Raw genomic sequence first — 15,567 nt, 5'->3', positions numbered from 1 at the left:
AGGCGGAGTTTTGATACACGACGAGGAACACTCACTTGTCTCCCGCAACTAAATGGGTACTGCTTGAAGCGTTGCTACCACTCTTCGGAGCGAGTTTGATTTATGGATTCTTTGGTGTAGCAAGATGGCTGGTGACGCCAGCAACCAAGCGAGTGACATGGGCTTGGGGCGAGGCGTTCGACTCGATGGGCTGGTTGTATGGCGGAGTTATTCTTGCCGTTCAAGCGGGAATTCGAGGTTACGCGGTCGCTGACACAGGACCACATCTCGTCGTTGTCTGGATTTGCTTTATCGCGGCAATCGCATGCGGCATCCTCTTGTCCGCAGCCATGATGGCACGCGGGGAGGATCACGAATGGAAACCGCCAGCAGTCATGCTAGTATCCACATGCTTCTTGATGATCGTGATTGTGGTTGCTGCTCACACGGTCCAAGAGGTGACATTAGCCAATGGAGTATTTGATGTCAGCCACGCCGACGCGGAAAAGACTTGCAGCTAGCGCATCGAAGGCGCGCTCTATCAAGAAAATGCGTTTTGCGCACGGCCGCAACATCCCCACGAGTCAGCACCGCTCGCAAGCCGCTAGCGGGATGATTAAGTTCGCATCCACTCTCAGTGGTGGAACTGCGGTTGGCCTTTGGAGTTGCCCCTGTAACTCAGGACACGCGGACACCGTTAGGTTGATGACACCGCATTACGCCTGAACTCGCGAGGCGAGCGGTATTTCAGGGCTTTGTGCGGATGGCGCTCATTGTAGTGTTCAAACGCGATAGCCAGACGCGAGAGCGCTGTTGGTGCGTCAGACTTGTCCATATAGGCGACGTAATTGTGCTTCATGGTCTTCACGAACGATTCGGCCATGCCATTGCTCTGCGGCGAACGAACCGGCGTGGTCAGCGGCTCAAGACCCAGTTCGCGAGCGAAGCTGCGCGTGCGGTGGTCGATGTAGGCCGAGCCGTTGTCCGTCAGCCATTCAATGGGCTGCGCGGCCTGCGTGGTGCCGAAGCGCTGTTCGACGGCGGCCAGCATCACGTCGCGCACCACATCACCGCTATGCCCGCTGGTCGTCGCTGCCCAGCTAATCGCCTCGCGGTCGCAGCAGTCCAGCGCAAACGTCACGCGCAGCGGCGTACCATCGTCGCACCGGAACTCGAAGCCATCGGAGCACCAGCGGGTGTTGCTGCGGTCCACGGCAACGCGACCGTCATGTCGCCGCTTGTCTCGCCGCACGCCAGGGCGGCGCAGCAGCAACTGATGCTCCCGCATGACCCGATACACGCGCTTGGCGTTGATGCACGGCGCACCGGTCTGCTCCCGACTGCGGCGCAGCAGCGCCCAGACACGCCGGTAGCCGTAGGTCGGCAGATGCGCCACATGGGCCTGAATCTCCTCGACCAGCCCGGCATCATTGGTCATGCGGGCACGGCGACCATCGCGCCAGTCAGACGAGCGAGTTCGCTTCACCGCCACGGCAGAGCGCGCCACGCCGAGAACTTCGCAGACCGTCTTCATCGGTCGTCCCCCGGCAGCAAGGGCGAGCGCGCAATCAGGTTTTTTGAACGGCCCCATTCCACGGCTTCTTTCAGGATTTCGACCTCCAGCGTCTTCTTCCCGAGTAGCCGTTGCAGTTCCTTGATTTCCTTGATGGCGGCGGCCAGCTCAGATGCCGGCACAACGGTTTCGCCTGCCTTCACCGCCGCCAGACTGCCTTCCTGGTATTGCTTGCGCCAGCCGAACACCTGGTTGGCATTGACGCCGTGCCGACGTGCAACGGCCGACACCGACGCTCCCGGCTCCAATGTTTCCTGCACGATGGCGATTTTTTCTTGCGCCGTGCGCCGGCGACGGCGCTCCGGCTCGGTCAGAATTTCGATGCTTTCCACGTAATGACTAGGCTTACTGATAGGCACAAGACTATCCCTTATTTTAAGAGAGTCCTCGTGTCCTCAGATACGTGGGGCCGCTCCAGCCTTGCTGTGGCGCTTCTTACGCCCAGCGTCATTGTTACGATAGGCGCAATGATCGCAGGGCTCATCGGTAGCGGGCTATTAGTCAAACGATACGGATAGAGTCGTCTGTCCACACATCTCAACGGAGCCCTTCGGCTCCGTTTTCGTTTCTGGCTGCTCATCACGACGACCTTCTCTGCCGACCAAGAAGAGTCCCTATTGAGGCATCGGAATGTTCTGAATCCCAACGAGTGACCTAGAATGCGACTCCGAACGCGTGGTGCCCACGAAATCGGATCGTTAATCTTGTTCCCGTCGCGCTCCAAACGCGGCCGGGTTTGGCGACCCGATTGATGTTTTACTAGGGCACACAGCCGCGATGTTTGCGGCTTTCGTGTGCACGCGGTCTTGCGCTTCACCTCTATGGGTGGGCCTGGATTGGGACACCTTCGGGTGTGCCGTTAATCCTAGTCATCAGCGGTTCGCCAACCTAGTCCAGTGCCCGCCCACCCCTGCGCAATGCAGCGGGTGGCGGGATTCTCAGATTGGCTAGATCGAGGTGCCCCGCATGACCTGTAATCCTCCAGCAGTTTTCCCCATCCGCTCGTCCGTAGACAAGCTCAGCACTCTCGCCGAACGTATCCTCGTGCTCACGACATGCACGACTACAGACGCGGGCAAGGAAATGCCTCACCGCTTCCTTCTCGCGATCTTCGAAGAGCTTGGCGAAATGACCGTCGAACTCGTCTGTGAATGCCACAAGTTGAAGGCTGACTTTCTCGACGCATAGTCGTCACCTTGCAGTTCATCTGACTTTGCCAACGGCATGGCCCCCCGCATGTTTCGGCTGCATTCATAGCGCTGCGCTTTACGGCGCTCGCTGTTTCAAATCCACGCCACGCCATTCGCCATGCAAGCCATCACTCCCCTCACCTCCAACCCAATCGGAATTTCCCCATATACGGTGCGTTCAGGCGCTGCTTTAATAACTCCACATTCGCGCCACGCCTCCATACGTGGCTTCCGTTTGGATTTAGTTTTTTCAGTGCATAGCAGTACGGGCGCGCACTGGCCTATCACCACTTCAGGCGGCAGAAGCCAGAAGTCGATCTGCGCTCAAAAGCGTATGCTGGGGCAATTAAACGAGAGCTCGGCCAAGATCCCATCGCGGGCAGTGTCCATCGTCGTACTGCGGCCATCATCCAAAATTCCCTATCTCACCCAGCAGGTAACACCGTCGTAACCCAGCCTCATCCGTTGGTTCGTTCGCTGACGTTTGTATTTCCGTAAGCCGGTCGTCTTTCAGGACGTCTAGCGTCGGGAGTGTCAGCGCCGTACCCGGAGAGAGGGTTGCGTATGCGTGCCTGCGGAGTCCGGGCGGTTATCGCGCGGCTCAGCGCGGCCCGCGTGACCGAGCAGCGGGTATGACCTCGCGCGTTCGCCACGACCTCATTCCTTTGCATTCCGGCTCTCATGCCGAACCTTTCAGCCTCAATGGCGCGCTATCGCTCGTCTTGTACGCGAAGGGTTACGGACAGAAGTTTGGAAGCACTGCGAGCGCCCGCCGCCCGCAGGGGCGAGGACGGCGGGCGCACGAAGTGCGCCCATAGACTTGTACTACTAATACTTAACGTACAAGTCCTCGAAATCGCCCGCCCGATCAGGCACGACAGGAACACCGACTCCCCAAGCAATCAACGTGCGGGGCACCCTGATCAGAGAGATAGAGGTTTGCGATGAATGACACCAACGTTTTGAATTACTCGCCCTTCCGCCGTGAATGGATCGTCCGTCTCCGTGCATTCGAAGATGGCCAAGTGGAGGCTTATGCAATTCGTTTTGACCGGTACATGAAGATGCAGTCTCTTCATCAGATGCCGAGAGCCAAGCGCGGCGAGTCGGATTCCACCGAATCCAACAAACTAGTTGCCGCGAAGCGTGCAAAGCAGCAAGTCCGGCTGCGTTGCAAGGCGATTGGTGCAGATCGAATGATCACTCTCACGTATCGGGAAAACGTGCTCGACAAAGAGAGGATCAAGCGCGATTTCGATTCGCTGCGACGCCTCTTGGGTAAGGTTCAGAACTTCCAATATGTCGCTGTAGCCGAACGGCAGAAGCGAGGCGCTTGGCATCTTCACATCGCGGTAAAGGGGCGGCAGAACTATCGCGTCTTACGAGAGCTATGGCTTCGTGTCGTCGGTGAGGGAAACGGGAACGTCGACGTACGCAATCCGAATCGCGAAGCTGGCCTGCGTCATAAGATCGCCAGTTACATCGGGAAGTACATCGTCAAGAATTTCGACGAGCATCAGCTCAACGAGAAGCGGTATTGGGCGAGTCGTGGCATCAAGGTTCCGGAGGCGGAAACGGTCAAGCACTTTCTCGAAGATACGCCAGCCGATGCCATCGTCGCGGCGTATGAGGCCGTACTCGCGACCGGAGCAACGCTTGAGGATCATCAGCAGTGCTGGGATCAGGATGCGGGCTACTTCTGGATGGCGACCAAAGAGCGGCCATCATCCTCTAGCAAGGCGTGAGGAGACGCATCGATGAGAAATCTGACCTCAATCCGGCTCTCATGCAGACAACATGCTGCCGATTGCAACTCACCTCGGGGCGAGCAAACCAAGCACAGGTGCTAACCAATGAACACAACTTTTCTTCTAATGGCTCAGTACGGTGCCGTCGCGGTCGTCCCCATCGAAGCCGTGTGCCGAGACTACTTCTCTCACCTGAGCGCCGAGAAACTGACGCGCAAGATTGGCGCAGGCGATATCGCGCTTCCGTTAGTCCGAATGGAGGGCTCTCAGAAAAGCGCGAAGGGGGTACACGTGGAGGATCTTGCGAAATACATCGATGAACGCCGCGCTGCGGCAGTGAAAGAGTGCAACCAACTCTGCCACTGAATCGTACGCCTCAGTCACAGTAACAAGAGGCTCGATGTCTAGACTGCACCCCGAAAATTGGATGCGAATTCAATCTTTGGGGTGTTTTTTATGGCCGCCCCATCTCCGGATATACGCCGCTCGTCAGCAGATGCACCCGACATTGCTCGCAGCCCGGAACCGCCTCGTCTGATGCACACCCGTGCATTCGCAACGGACTTGGGCCACGGTACGCCCGTCGAAGAAGTGCTACATCCATGCTACACCGAGCACTGCCCCGGCCCAAAGCGCCCAAACGACGGGCGTTTCGCGCCCTTAACCCGTCCAATCCATCATCGGCGCCACGCTGACGCGGCGGGCAGGCAAGTTCATGCAAATTCCTCGGCTACGGCAAACGTCGTCTCACTCCAGCAAGACGACGTCTCTTGATACGCAAAACACGAAGTATACGTCATGCCCCCATCGAGCACCGGCGCGAGCGCGCCCCCTCGGCCCCGCGCCACATCAGTCCACGAGGGCATTCGCGCGAGGACTTCCCCACCACACGTCGACGCCCCAGGAGTACACTTTCGCCTTCCCGAACGTCACACCAATGCCGCACAAGGAGACGCCAGCATGGCACCGAAGGACTTGTTACGGGCACTCATCGTCGTACTCGCCTGGGGCGTGAACTTCGTCGTCATCAAGGTCGGGTTGCACGGCGTGCCGCCCATGCTGCTGGGTGCGCTGCGATTCCTGCTCGCGGCCTTCCCCGCGATCTTCTTTGTCAAACGCCCGCAAGTGGCATTGCGCTGGCTAATCGCCTACGGTGCGACGATCTCGTTCGGGCAATTCGCGCTCTTGTTCACTGCGATGTACGTTGGCATGCCCGCCGGCCTTGCCTCGCTCGTCCTTCAGGCACAGGCGTTCTTCACCTTGGGGCTCGCCGTGGCGTGTCTGGGCGAACGCTTCCGCGCGCAAAATGTGGCCGGTCTGCTGATCGCGGCGGCAGGCCTCGCCGTCATCGGCATGCAAGGCGGCGGCGCCATGACGCTGCTCGGCTTCGCGCTCACCCTCTGTGCCTCGCTTGCCTGGGCAACGGGCAACATCGTCACCAAAAAGATCGGCAATGTCGATCTCGTCGGCCTTGTGGTCTGGGCAAGCCTGATCCCGCCGATTCCGTTCGCGCTCCTGTCGTATTGGTTCGAAGGCCCGCAGCAAATCGCGAACTCACTCGCGCATCTCTCGGCGGCGTCGATCTTCGCGGTCGCCTACCTGTCTTTCGTCGCGACGCTCGTCGGCTATTCGCTGTGGGGTCGTTTGATGACGCGCTATCCGGCCAGTCAGGTCGCGCCGTTCTCGCTGCTTGTGCCGATCATCGGGCTCGCATCGGCGGCACTGCTGCTCGACGAGCAACTCACGGCGCCGCAAATTGCGGGCGCGGCGCTGGTCATGGCGGGCCTCGTGGTGAATGTATTCGGCGCAAAGCTCAAGCAACGCCTGCTGCCGACGTCGCAATAGCGCTCAATAGCGCTCTTCGGTGCGGAAGCGGGCGCGCCCGCTTCCGACCGGGACACGACGCGCGCACGCACGCACCGGCGGACACAGGCGCGATGCCGCCGACACCCGCCGAGCCGAAACGCAAAAAGCCTGATTTCGTGAAGAAATCAGGCTTTCGAATTTGGTTGCGGGGACAGGATTTGAACCTGTGACCTTCGGGTTATGAGCCCGACGAGCTGCCAGACTGCTCCACCCCGCGTCTGAAGAATTGAAGTATATGACAATTACCACTGCAGTGCAACATAACTCGTCGATTATTTTCCTCGTGACCACGCGGCCGCTAACGCCGGTTCGCCGCACGCGGCGGCAACCCGGGATATCCCGGCCCACCACGTGCGCCACCGCACAGCGTGCGTTGCCGATGATACACTCGCAGCAACCATGAACCGACGCCCTCCCATCCAATTCTGTTCCGCCTGCGGCCACTCGGTCGAGTCGCGCATTCCGCCCGGTGATAACCGCGAGCGACACGTGTGCACCCATTGCGGCACCATTCACTACGAGAACCCGCGCAACGTGCTTGGCACGGTGCCCGTGTGGGGCGATCAGGTGCTGCTGTGCAAGCGCGCAATCGAGCCGCGCCTGGGCTACTGGACACTGCCCGCCGGCTTCATGGAAATCGGAGAGACAACGGCACAGGCCGCCGCACGCGAAACGCTGGAAGAAGCCGGCGCAAATGTCGAGGTCGGCGCCCTGTTCTCGCTGCTCAACGTGCCGCATGTGAATCAGGTCCATATTTTCTATCTGGCGCAGATGCGCGAGCCGCAGTTCGCCGCCGGAGAAGAGAGCCTCGAAGTCGCCTTGTTCTCGGAGCACGAAATTCCCTGGGATGACATCGCCTTCCCGACGGTGGCGAAGACGCTGCGCTTCTTCTTCGAAGACCGTCGCGCAGGGGCCTTCGGCGTGCACCTCGAGGCCTCCCGCAACGGCGCTGCGGCGCCCGGCGTGCCGGTGCCGTCGCTGCCCGTCAATACGGCGCACACCGAGGATATCCTCACGCCGATGCTGCGTGTCTGAGCCGGCCTGCGCGGCCCATCGCACCACGCCACCCGACACGCCGGAACGCTGACATCGACATGGTCGTCTGGCTCGAAGCAAACGATTCCTTTCCCCCGGTGAACGAAGCGCTCGACGCATCGAGCGAGGCGCCGGGTTTGCTGGCGGCCGGTCTCGACCTCTCGCCGCAACGTCTGCTTGCCGCCTACCGGCAAGGCATCTTCCCGTGGTACTCGCAGGGTCAACCCGTGCTCTGGTGGAGCCCGGACCCGCGCATGGTGCTGCGTCCCGAGAATTTCGTCGTCAGCCACAACTTCCGCAAACTGTTGCGTCGCGTGCTGCGCGACGACGCCTGGGAAATCCGTCTCGACGCCGACTTTGCCACCGTCATGCAAGCCTGCGCACAGGCCCCCCGGCGCGCGCAGGACGGCACATGGATCACACCTGCGATCATTGCCGCCTATCGCGCACTGCATGACGCCGGGCTCGCCCACAGCGTGGAAACCTTCTACGAGGGTGAGCGCGTCGGCGGTCTTTACGGCGTGGCGCTCGGACGCATGTTCTATGGCGAATCGATGTTCGCCCGCCGCACCGATGCGTCGAAAATCGCCCTCGCCGCGCTCGTCGCGTTTGCACGCGCACACGCAATAGAGGTGATAGACTGCCAGCAAAGTACCGCTCATCTGGCGTCGCTCGGTGGCAGCGAAATTCCCCGTCAGGCATTTCTGACGCATGTGCAGAAGGCGGTCGTGGCGCCCGCCCCGGTCTGGCGTCTGGATAAGCAAATGCTCAGCACGCTGGCCTACGGTAACGCAGCAGACAAGGCTCACGAGGTTTCCCAGTGACCCATCCGAACGAACTGCCGCTCTCCCCGCTGTCTGCCCTTCAGTTCTACGCAACGGCGCCCTACCCCTGCAGCTACCTCGATAATCACACGGCACGCTCGCAGGTCGCCACGCCCAGCCATCTGATCAACTCGGACGTCTACAGCGAACTCGTTCGCGCCGGGTTTCGCCGCAGCGGCGTGTTCACGTACCGCCCGTATTGCGACGGCTGCCGCGCGTGTGTGCCCGTGCGCGTACCGATCGCGCGCTTCGCGCCGAACCGCACACAACGTCGCATCTGGCGCCGCCACGCCGGCCTCGCGGTCAACGTCTCCGGGTTGCATTACACGGAAGAGCATTACCAGCTCTACATGCGCTACCAGTCGCAACGTCATGCAGGCGGCGGCATGGACCACGACAGCCGCGAGCAGTACGAGCAGTTTCTGCTGCAAAGCCGCGTGAACTCCCGACTGGTGGAATTTCGCGAGCCGCCCGGCCATCAGGGCGCAGGCACGTTGCGCATGATCAGCATGGTCGACATCCTGAGCGACGGCCTGTCGTCGGTCTACACGTTCTTCGATCCGGACATCGAAGGCGCGTCGTACGGCACGTACAACATTCTTTGGCAGATCGAGCAGGCGCGCGCGCTTGGACTGCCGCACGTCTATCTCGGCTACTGGATTCAGGCAAGCCGCAAGATGGTCTACAAGGCGAACTTCCGCCCCCTGCAAGGCCTGCTCGACGGCCAATGGCAAGACATGCCGGAAGCCATGCTCGACGCCGCCGGCGAGTAACGTCGGCACTGTGCTCCGTGGTGCTGTCAGGCGTGCGATTCGCGGGGCGGCCACCCGTGCGCACCGCGCTCATTCCCTTGCCACCGCGCCGCCATTCAGGAGTACGCAGAGCGTAGAAAATTGACGCGCTCGGCGACCGGGATACCGGTAAAATGGCGACTTTCCGATTCTGCCGAACCCGACATCGTGCTTGCGCCCCTCTACCCTCTGGCCCGTCGCGCCCTGTTCTGTCTTGATGCCGAACAAGCCCACCATTTGACGCTGGCCACGCTGCGCAGTGCTGCCTCGCTCGGCCTGGCCGGTCTCATCGGTCAGACGCTGCCCGAAGATCCACGCACGGTCATGGGCATCCGCTTCCCGAATCCCGTGGGCCTCGCCGCAGGCCTCGACAAGGACGGGAGCTGCATCGACGGCCTCGCCGCACTGGGCTTCGGCTTCGTGGAAGTCGGCACGGTCACGCCGCGTCCGCAGCCGGGTAATCCGAAGCCGCGCATCTTCCGCCTGCCGCAAGCCGAAGCGATCATCAACCGCATGGGCTTCAACAACGGCGGTGTCGAGCAGTTTCTTCAGAACGTGCAGTCGGCGCGCTACAAGGGGCCGCTGGGCCTGAACATCGGCAAGAACGCCGACACGCCGATCGAGCGCGCGGTCGACGACTACCTCATCTGCCTCGAGAAGGTGTACCCGTACGCCACCTATGTGACGGTCAACATCTCGTCGCCCAATACGAAAAACCTGCGCCAGCTGCAAGGCGGCGACGAACTCGACGCCCTGCTCGGCAAGCTCAAGGACAAGCAACGCGCGCTGTCCGACCGCCACGGCAAATACGTGCCGATCGCCCTCAAGATTGCGCCGGATCTCGACGACGAGCAGATCAAGGTCATCGCGGGCACACTCACGCGTCATGGTTTCGACGGCGTGATCGCCACCAATACAACGCTCTCGCGCGAGGCGGTAGCGGGCCTGCCCTACGCCAACGAAACCGGCGGCCTGTCGGGGCGGCCCGTGTTCGAAGCCTCGAATCGCGTGATCCGCGCACTGGCCGCCGAGCTGGGCGGCGCCCTGCCGATCATCGGCGTGGGCGGCATCCTGTCAGGCGCCGACGCGCAGGCCAAGCTCGATGCCGGGGCCAGTCTGGTACAAATCTACAGCGGGCTGATTTACCGCGGCCCCGAGCTGGTGCGAGAATGCGTGCAAGCGCTGCGTACGGCCTGATCGGGCGCACGTCGCGCCCCCTTTATTTGACACAGGGAGACCTCAACATCATGAAAAACTGGCTCAAGTCGCTGTGCCTCGTACCGCTGACCGCCGTTGCGCTGCTGGGCACCGCGCCCGCGCGCGCCGCCGATCTGCTCGACACCGTGAAATCGGCGGGCGTACTGAAAATCGGGATCGAAGGGACTTATCCGCCGTTCAACTATCGCGCGGCCGATGGCCAGCTCGAAGGCTTCGATGTCGACGTCGCCAAGGCCGTTGCCGAACGTCTCGGCGTAAAGCCGGTGTTCGTGACGACGGAATGGAGCGGCATTATCGGCGGTCTCGTGGCCGGTAAATTCGACGTCATCGTCAATCAAGTGGCCATCACCGACGAACGCAAGCGCTCGCTCGACTTCAGCCAGCCGTACACCTTCTCGGCCGCGCAGCTCATTCAGCGCAAGGACGACAAACGCGAGTTCAATTCGCTCGACGCCCTCAAGGGCCACAAGCTCGGCGTGAGTCTCGGCAGCAACTACGACAAGCTCGCGAAGGCGGTGCCGGGCATCGACGTGCGCACCTATCCGGGCGCGCCGGAGTACCTGCGCGATCTCGCCGCCGGGCGCATCGACGCGGCGCTCAACGATCGCCTGATGCTCGCCTATCTGATCAAGACGTCGAACCTGCCGCTGCGTGCGGGGGCCGTGTTGCAAGGCGCCAGCGAGTCGGTGGGCATTCCGTTCCGCAAGGGCAACCCCAAGTTCGCGAAGGCCATCGACGATGCCCTCACGGCCATGAAGCAGGACGGCTCGCTCGGCAAGCTCGCGCTGAAGTGGTTCGGCGAGGACACGTCCAAGCCGGCGAAGTAACCCGCAAGCCGCGCGCGACACACTTCGGTCGCATCACGGCCGGCACCACGCAAACCACGCGGGTGCCGGCCGTCGTCGTTCCGGCCCACGTTCCCCCCAGACACCCCCCTCATGAATCCATTCGAACTCGCCGCCCAATCCATGCCAGTGCTGCTGCAAGGCACCGTGCTCACGATCAAGTTCGCCTTGATGTCGATGGTGTTCGGCCTGGCGATCGGCGTGATCGTGGCGATCATGGGTATCGGCAACGTCCGCGTGCTGCGCGGCATCGCCCGCACCTATGTCAGCATCATGCGCGGCACGCCGCTGCTGGTGCAGATCTTCGTGATCTACTACGGCCTGCCGGGCGTTGGCATCGCGCTCGATCCGACGCCCGCCGGCGTGCTCACGCTCAGCCTGAACGTCGGCGCCTATCTGTCGGAGAGCATGCGCGGCGCCCTCGAAGGCATGCCGCGCGGACAATGGCTCGCGGCCTACAGCCTCGGCCTGTCCTATTGGCAGACGCTGCGTTACGTCATCGCCCCGCAAGCCCTGCGCATCGCTGTGCCGAGCCTCGGCAACAGCCTCATCAGCCTGATCAAGGACACATCGCTGGTCTCGGTCATTACCGTGACCGAGTTGCTGCGCTCCGCGCAGGAGGTCATTGCAACGACCTACCAGCCGCTGCCGCTCTATCTCGCCTGCGCCGCCATTTACTGGGTGCTGTCGACCGGGTTGTCGGCACTGCAGCGACGCATCGAGAAACGTCTGGCGTTGCCCGCCAGAACCTGACGGGGCGCCAACAAAAAAGCCGGGCCCCGGATGCCAATGGCAGACATTCGGGGCCCGGCTTTTGCTTTGAACGCCGGTACGTCAAGGCCACCGGTCGTTCCACATCGCTGAACGCTTAACCGCTTACCGCGGCGCGCGACGCTCGCGATACATCGTGCGGAACGTCTTGCCACTCGGGGCAGGCATTTCCCGCGTGTCGCTCCATCCTGCGGCGAGCGGCAGCTTCGAGAGGCTGCCACGCTCGCGCCCCATCCAATGGAGTACACGCGCACCCAGGCCGGCAAGCGCCGCATACAGACGAGGGCGACGCGCCGCAAACGCCCACGCGGCGAGCGCCGTGCGCTCCTGCCACGGCCGCAGGCCGCGATCGACCTGGCGCTCGCGCAGCTTGCGAAGCAGATCGGAGATCGGAATGCCCACGGGGCAGACGCGATTGCACTCCCCGCACAGCGTGGCGGCCTGCGGCAGATCGAGCGTCTTCTCCAGGCCGACATAGCTCGGCGTGAGCACCGACCCCATCGGCCCCGGATACACCCAACCGTAGGCGTGCCCGCCGATCTTCTGATAGACGGGACAATGATTCATGCAAGCGCCGCAACGGATGCAACGCAGCATGTCCTGAAACGCGCCGCCGATCAATCCCGAGCGGCCACCGTCGACCAGCACGAAGTACATATGGTCGGGGCCATCGAGCTCACCCTCGACGCGCGTACCGGTCAGCAGCGAGAAGTAGTTCGACGTGCCCTGCCCGGTCGCGGAGCGCGGCAACAGACGCATGGCCGTCGCCAGATCCTCGAGCGTGGGCAACACCTTCTCGATACCGGTCACGGCCACATGCACGCGCGGCATGATCGTGCACATGCCCTCGTTGCCTTCGTTCGTCACCACGGCCACGGAGCCGGTTTCGGCGACGAGAAAATTGCCGCCGGTCACGCCCATGTCCGCCGAGAGAAACTGCGGACGCAGCATCTCGCGCGCTTCGCGTGTCATCGCCGGAATGTCGGTCAGACGCGGCTTATGGTGAACGCGAGCGAACAGGTCGGCAACCTCGTCCTTGTCCTTGTGCACGACCGGCGCAATGATGTGCGACGGCGGTTCGTTGTCGTTGATCTGCAGGATGTATTCGCCCAGATCGGTCTCGACCGATTGCACACCCATGTCGGCGAGCACCTTGTTGAGCTGCAATTCCTCCGTGACCATCGATTTCGACTTGATCACCTTCTTGACGTCGTGCTTGCGGGCGATTTCGGCAATCAGGCGGGCAGCGTCCTGCGTCGATTCGGCGAACAACACCGTGGCGCCACGTCGCGTGGCCTCGCGCTCGAAAATCTCCAGCCAGACATCGAGCGTCTCGAGCCCGCGATTACGACGTGCCTTGAGCGCCTCGCGCGTGGCCTCGAAGTCGATTTCCTCGATGGCCGTGGCGCGCGCCGTCACGAACTTGGTCGAGAGTTTCCGGAGGTTGGCCTGCAGACGCTGGTCCGCGAGCTTTTGCCCGGCGCGCGCCTTGAATTGCATCGATTGAACTTGCATCGCGACTCACTGGAGGTGATGGCCGCCGGTGTGCGTCATCGCACACACGGGCGTGAAGGTCGGGAGGGTCGGGAGGACAGCGGCGAGCTCACACATCGCCCGCGAGCACCTGGGCAATGTGGAGCACGCGCGTCTTCGTGTCGCCGGTGCGGCGCAGACGTCCTTCGATGTTGAGCATGCATCCGAGGTCGCCCAGCACGACCGCTGGCGCCCCGCTCGCGGCGATGTTCGCGCACTTCTCGTCGACGATGGCCGTCGAGATGTTGCCGTACTTGAGCGCGAAGGTGCCTCCGAAACCGCAACAAGCCTGGCAGTCCTTCATTTCCGTCATCTTGACGCCCGGCATTTTCGCGAGCAATGCGCGCGGCTGCGTCTTGACGCCCAGCTCACGCAACCCCGAGCATGAATCGTGATAGGTCACTTCGCCGTTGTAATCGCCGGGCACGGTATCGATGTGCAGCACATTGACGAGGAAATCGGTCAGCTCGAACACGCGCGGGCGCAGTCGCTCGTAGCGGCCCATGAGTTCGGGGTCGTCGGCGAAGAGGTCGCCGTAGTGCGCCTTGACCATGCCACCGCACGATCCCGACGGCACGACGACGTAGTCGAACGATTCGAACTCCTCGAGGAACTTCTGAGCGAGATCGCGGGCAATGGCCCGTTCGCCCGAGTTATAGCCGGGCTGACCACAGCAGGTCTGGGAATCGGGAATCACGACCTCGCAGCCCGCCGTCTCCAGCAGCTTGAGCGTCGAGAAGCCGATCTCCGGACGCATCAGGTCGATCAGACACGTGACAAAGAGTCCGACGCGCATTGGGGGAATCCTCTTTCCGGGAATAATGCGCCATTATAAGTCGCTGGGCCGGTCTGGCCCAGCGTGGATTCCCGCATATCGCGCAGACGATTACGCCATTCGGGGCGTGATGTCGCTCAACGCGTTCAACGAGTTCGTCCGCGTCAGTCCCCGCCGCTCGGCGGGTGGCGCCGCCGGAGGATAGGGCATGAGTGCCAGGCGCGCCGCCATCATCTCCTGCACCCGCGACAACCGCTGCAAATCGCGCCTGAAGCTTTCAAATTTGGCGTCAGTGTTCGCGAACCCTGCCGCGACTTCCGACGCCAGGGAGTCCACTCGATTCGTGAGGGTGCCGAATTGATCGGTGAGGCTGGCGACTTGATCGGTGAAACCGTCGAACCGATTGGTGAGGGTGTCCACTTGATCGGAGACCGCATACATTTGATCATCCAGTCGGTTCGCCACGGTTTCCATTTGATTCGAAAGGGTCCCAGCCCGAGTATCCAGCGACTCCACCTGATGATTGACTTGGCCAAGCCCACTCTTGATGCCATTCAACAGATTCCACACCATATCTTCACGCTCGAGCGCGGCACGCCGATCGGCCACGTCCAAGTACGTTCTCATCATAGTCCCCTCCGTTTCAATGAATTGCCCGGTGCTTGCCAACAGACTTTCGACAGACTTCCATCCTCGCTCACGATCGAACCCACGAATGCTTCCCAGGCTGACCCCGCGGATCACCAGCGTCATCACCGTCGCCACAATGGCGAGAATGCCGCCCGACACAAACAGTCCTGCCACCGCAACGGCCGCCGCCGCGGCGTAAAGGGAAGTCGTAATGCCAACGCGCTTGCCATAGTGCTTCCGTTCCGGCCACACCTCCTTTGAGGCCAGTGCGATCGACTCGCGCACGCCCGTCAGGCATCGCTCGATCTCGGCGATGCCATCGGCACGCTCGACCGACAGGCGCTGGCTTGCCGTCTTTTGGATATCGGGTTCGCCAAAGGTCGCCCCGCCAAACCCCACCGAGCGCTGCGCCATTGCGAAACATTTCGTCAGGATTTCCTGCTCCTTGCGCAGTGCTTCCGTCAGATGTCCCAGAATCGCCGAGAACCGCCTGGCCGACGGCGTGAGACTGTCGACGTCGTGATCGTTCAACTGCTCGCCAACCCGGCAGTACGGACCCGATCGGCTCGCGTTACCGGCATATCGATAAACCCCGTCCCAGAGTCCGCCCCCCCAGTACCCTGATGTCGCTTTCCTGTAAGTCGCGTAGAACGTGTTTTCCAATCGGGAAAGCGAGCCGCAGTCCAATCCCAGTTGCGCCTTCGCGTTGGCGATCTGCCGAAACTGACCGACGATGTCCGCATGCTTGTCGGCAATCGACTTTTCGTAAGTGACTGCCCCCCGACTACG

15 protein-coding genes and 1 tRNA gene are annotated in these 15,567 nt (G+C 61.9%); 11 read left to right on the top strand and 5 right to left on the bottom strand.

The window, feature by feature from the left end; genetic code table 11:
- Nucleotides 1–35 precede the first annotated feature (35 nt).
- The gene (locus OYT13_RS09305; protein ID WP_268567618.1) at nt 36–500 is read left to right on the top strand and encodes a hypothetical protein; all 465 of its coding nucleotides are present in this window, start codon (nt 36–38) and stop codon (nt 498–500) included.
- 176 nt (nt 501–676) lie between these two features.
- Here OYT13_RS09305 and OYT13_RS09300 read toward each other — a convergent pair.
- Nucleotides 677–1,875, bottom strand: a protein-coding gene (locus tag OYT13_RS09300; RefSeq protein WP_181762485.1) for an IS3 family transposase whose coding sequence is annotated in 2 segments (ribosomal slippage) — nt 677–1,560 and nt 1,560–1,875 — 1,200 coding nt in all. Because the reading frame shifts where the segments join, the coding sequence is not laid out codon by codon here.
- Nucleotides 1,876–2,518: 643 nt separating this feature from the next.
- Between OYT13_RS09300 and OYT13_RS09295 the strand changes: the two genes are divergently transcribed.
- From OYT13_RS09295 to OYT13_RS09280, 4 genes are all read left to right on the top strand, one after another.
- Nucleotides 2,519–2,740 (top strand): hypothetical protein, encoded by a 222-nt coding sequence (locus tag OYT13_RS09295; RefSeq protein WP_042114726.1) that lies wholly within the window; start codon nt 2,519–2,521, stop codon nt 2,738–2,740.
- A gap of 946 nt (nt 2,741–3,686) precedes the next feature.
- A complete protein-coding gene (locus tag OYT13_RS09290; RefSeq protein WP_268567617.1) occupies nt 3,687–4,487 on the top strand; it encodes a rolling circle replication-associated protein in 801 nt (266 codons plus the stop codon).
- Between the two features lie 108 nt (nt 4,488–4,595).
- Nucleotides 4,596–4,856 (top strand): pyocin activator PrtN family protein, encoded by a 261-nt coding sequence (locus OYT13_RS09285; protein WP_010807246.1) that lies wholly within the window; start codon nt 4,596–4,598, stop codon nt 4,854–4,856.
- Nucleotides 4,857–5,450: 594 nt separating this feature from the next.
- Entirely contained in the window at nt 5,451–6,335 is an 885-nt protein-coding gene (locus OYT13_RS09280) for an EamA family transporter (protein WP_261938733.1), read from the top strand.
- A 161-nt stretch (nt 6,336–6,496) separates the two neighbouring features.
- On the opposite strand, the gene OYT13_RS09275 is transcribed toward OYT13_RS09280, so the two are convergent.
- A tRNA-Met gene (locus OYT13_RS09275) sits at nt 6,497–6,573 on the bottom strand.
- A gap of 200 nt (nt 6,574–6,773) precedes the next feature.
- Here OYT13_RS09275 and OYT13_RS09270 point away from each other — a divergent pair.
- From OYT13_RS09270 to OYT13_RS09245, 6 genes are all read left to right on the top strand, one after another.
- Nucleotides 6,774–7,391 carry an NUDIX hydrolase gene (locus tag OYT13_RS09270; protein ID WP_083902200.1) on the top strand — a complete coding sequence of 206 codons (618 nt, stop codon included), beginning with the start codon at nt 6,774–6,776 and terminating at the stop codon, nt 7,389–7,391.
- 59 nt (nt 7,392–7,450) lie between these two features.
- Nucleotides 7,451–8,215, top strand: a complete 765-nt coding sequence (aat, locus tag OYT13_RS09265) for a leucyl/phenylalanyl-tRNA--protein transferase (protein ID WP_017232327.1) — start codon at nt 7,451–7,453, stop codon at nt 8,213–8,215.
- Complete coding sequence (locus OYT13_RS09260) at nt 8,212–8,988, top strand: arginyltransferase (RefSeq protein WP_017232326.1); 777 nt, start codon at nt 8,212–8,214, stop codon at nt 8,986–8,988. The genes aat and OYT13_RS09260 overlap by 4 nt, the downstream gene beginning before the upstream one ends.
- A 186-nt stretch (nt 8,989–9,174) precedes the next feature.
- Nucleotides 9,175–10,203 carry a quinone-dependent dihydroorotate dehydrogenase gene (locus tag OYT13_RS09255; protein ID WP_026131670.1) on the top strand — a complete coding sequence of 343 codons (1,029 nt, stop codon included), beginning with the start codon at nt 9,175–9,177 and terminating at the stop codon, nt 10,201–10,203.
- Nucleotides 10,204–10,253: 50 nt separating this feature from the next.
- Nucleotides 10,254–11,051, top strand: coding sequence for a transporter substrate-binding domain-containing protein (locus OYT13_RS09250; RefSeq protein ID WP_026131669.1), 798 nt, complete (start codon nt 10,254–10,256; stop codon nt 11,049–11,051).
- Nucleotides 11,052–11,162: 111 nt separating this feature from the next.
- On the top strand, nt 11,163–11,822 hold the full coding sequence (locus OYT13_RS09245; RefSeq protein ID WP_017232323.1) for an amino acid ABC transporter permease: 660 nt from the start codon (nt 11,163–11,165) through the stop codon (nt 11,820–11,822).
- Between the two features lie 123 nt (nt 11,823–11,945).
- Here the strand turns inward: OYT13_RS09245 and OYT13_RS09240 are convergent, their stop codons facing one another.
- The 3 genes from OYT13_RS09240 to OYT13_RS09230 form a co-directional block, all read right to left on the bottom strand.
- The gene (locus OYT13_RS09240; RefSeq protein WP_017232322.1) at nt 11,946–13,355 is read right to left on the bottom strand and encodes a lactate utilization protein B; all 1,410 of its coding nucleotides are present in this window, start codon (nt 13,353–13,355) and stop codon (nt 11,946–11,948) included.
- Nucleotides 13,356–13,443: 88 nt separating this feature from the next.
- Nucleotides 13,444–14,169, bottom strand: a complete 726-nt coding sequence (locus OYT13_RS09235) for a (Fe-S)-binding protein (RefSeq protein ID WP_017232321.1) — start codon at nt 14,167–14,169, stop codon at nt 13,444–13,446.
- Nucleotides 14,170–14,259: 90 nt separating this feature from the next.
- On the bottom strand, nt 14,260–15,309 hold the full coding sequence (locus OYT13_RS09230) for a hypothetical protein (RefSeq protein ID WP_261938735.1): 1,050 nt from the start codon (nt 15,307–15,309) through the stop codon (nt 14,260–14,262).
- Nucleotides 15,310–15,567: the final 258 nt, after the last annotated feature.

This window comes from Pandoraea sp. XJJ-1 (assembly GCF_026802345.1).
Taxonomy (GTDB): Bacteria; Pseudomonadota; Gammaproteobacteria; order Burkholderiales; family Burkholderiaceae; genus Pandoraea; species Pandoraea cepalis.
Note: the sequence above shows the minus strand (reverse complement) of the source record. Positions and strands in the feature narration are given on the sequence as shown.